Source organism: Actinomadura sp. NPDC048394, assembly GCF_040651755.1.
GTDB classification, from domain to species: Bacteria; Actinomycetota; Actinomycetes; order Streptosporangiales; family Streptosporangiaceae; genus Spirillospora; species Spirillospora montaniterrae.
The window spans coordinates 1-1,555 of sequence record NZ_JBEZJL010000190.1 but is presented as its reverse complement, the minus strand read 5'-3'; the positions used below and the strand labels follow the sequence as shown (position 1 = coordinate 1,555).

1 protein-coding gene is annotated in these 1,555 nt (G+C 69.3%); it reads left to right on the top strand.

Features of this window, described 5'->3' with window-relative positions; all coding sequences use genetic code 11:
- Positions 1–49: 49 nt before the first annotated feature.
- A complete protein-coding gene (locus AB0C78_RS50775) occupies positions 50–1,255 on the top strand; it encodes a DUF222 domain-containing protein (RefSeq protein ID WP_360763064.1) in 1,206 nt (401 codons plus the stop codon).
- Positions 1,256–1,555: the final 300 nt, after the last annotated feature.

Genomic DNA, 1,555 nt, shown 5'->3' with positions numbered 1-1,555 from the left:
TATGCAATCAGTGACGGTCGAGCTTGGGGCCGCGTCCACCATGGAATTGGTGAACGCGCTCTCCGCCATCGCCACTGAACTCGCCACCAGAGACGTCCCCGAGTCGGCGGCCGCATGCCTGGAACTCACCGAGACCCTTGCGGCCGCAGCAGATATGCAGGAAAGCGCGCTGGCCGGATTCATCGGCCGGGTCGATGCCACGGGGGAGCAGCAGCGGTGGGGATATCCCTCCACGCAGGCGTGGCTGCGGTCGCGGCTGGGCATGCGCGACAACCGCGCCAAGGAACGCCTCACCCTCGCCCGGCAGCGCCACCGCCTTCCGCAAGTAACCGAGCGGCTGGCGGCCGGGGAGCTGTCCTTCGGCTACGCCACCACCGTCGCCGACTCGATCGCAAGGCTCGACGACACCGACTGCGCCGAAGCCGAGACAACCCTCCTCGGGTTCGTCGACCAGGGCTTCTCGGCCGGGAAGGTCGCCGCGTTCGGCCGCCGCATCCGCGACCTCATCGCCGAACGCGACGGCACCGAGGACGCACCGGACGAGGACACCAAACGCGGCTATGACAAGTCCTGGCTGACCACGACGCGTTCCTTGGACGGCGGCCGGTATGTCAAAGGCTGGCTGAACCCCGAGGACGCCGCGATCTGGGACGGCACCCTGGCCCCGCTGGCCAAGCCGGCCGGACCGGACGACCGCCGCGACCTCCCCGAGCGGACAGCAGCGGCCCTGTCCAGCGTCCTGTCCGGTGGACACAAGGCCACCAAGGTGACGGTCATCTGCGACCTGGAGACGCTCACCGGAGGCAACGCCCCGGCCCGCCTCACTGACGGCACGCCGATCCCCGCAGCCCAGGCCCGCCGCATCGCCCTGGCGGCTGGTGTATCGCCGCTGCTTCTCGGGCGGGGGAACACTCCGCTGTACCTGGGCCACCGGGAACGGTTCGCCAGCGCAGCACAACGCCAAGTGCTCGAAACCCTCTACCCCACCTGCGCGGTAAGGGAATGCGAGACCCCGGGCACTCTGTGCGAGGTGGACCACGTCAACGGGTGGGCACTGGGCCACAGTCCCACCGACATTGATCAGCTCGCTCTCACCTGCGGGTGGCACAACCGGTTCAAACACACCCGGCCCGACCAGATCCAGATCACCAAGGATCCGGATGGGCGGTATGTGTATCGGCTCTTGCCACCGGTAGATGCTCGGAGGGCACCCGGCACCGGCCCACCCGATAGCACTCTCGACTGGGCCGCATAGCCATTGCACCGGCATGGCCGCTGAGTCCGCCCGGATCCATTCGGGTCGCGGGCGGTCTCGGCATGCCCCATCCACACCATCGTGGCCAGCCCCGCAGCCGCCCCCACAGCACGCCCCCGAGCAGCCGCAGCGGCAGCCGCTGAATCATCGGGCCGGAACGCGGCACAGCCGTTGGGGGCTTGGGTGTCTTCGTACCTTACGGAGGGGGGTGGTGGGGTGGCGCGACTCGGGGGCGGGGCAGGCGGAGCCTGCCCCCATCACCTGCCCAGGGGCCGCAGAGGCTCCAAAGTCAAGGGTGGA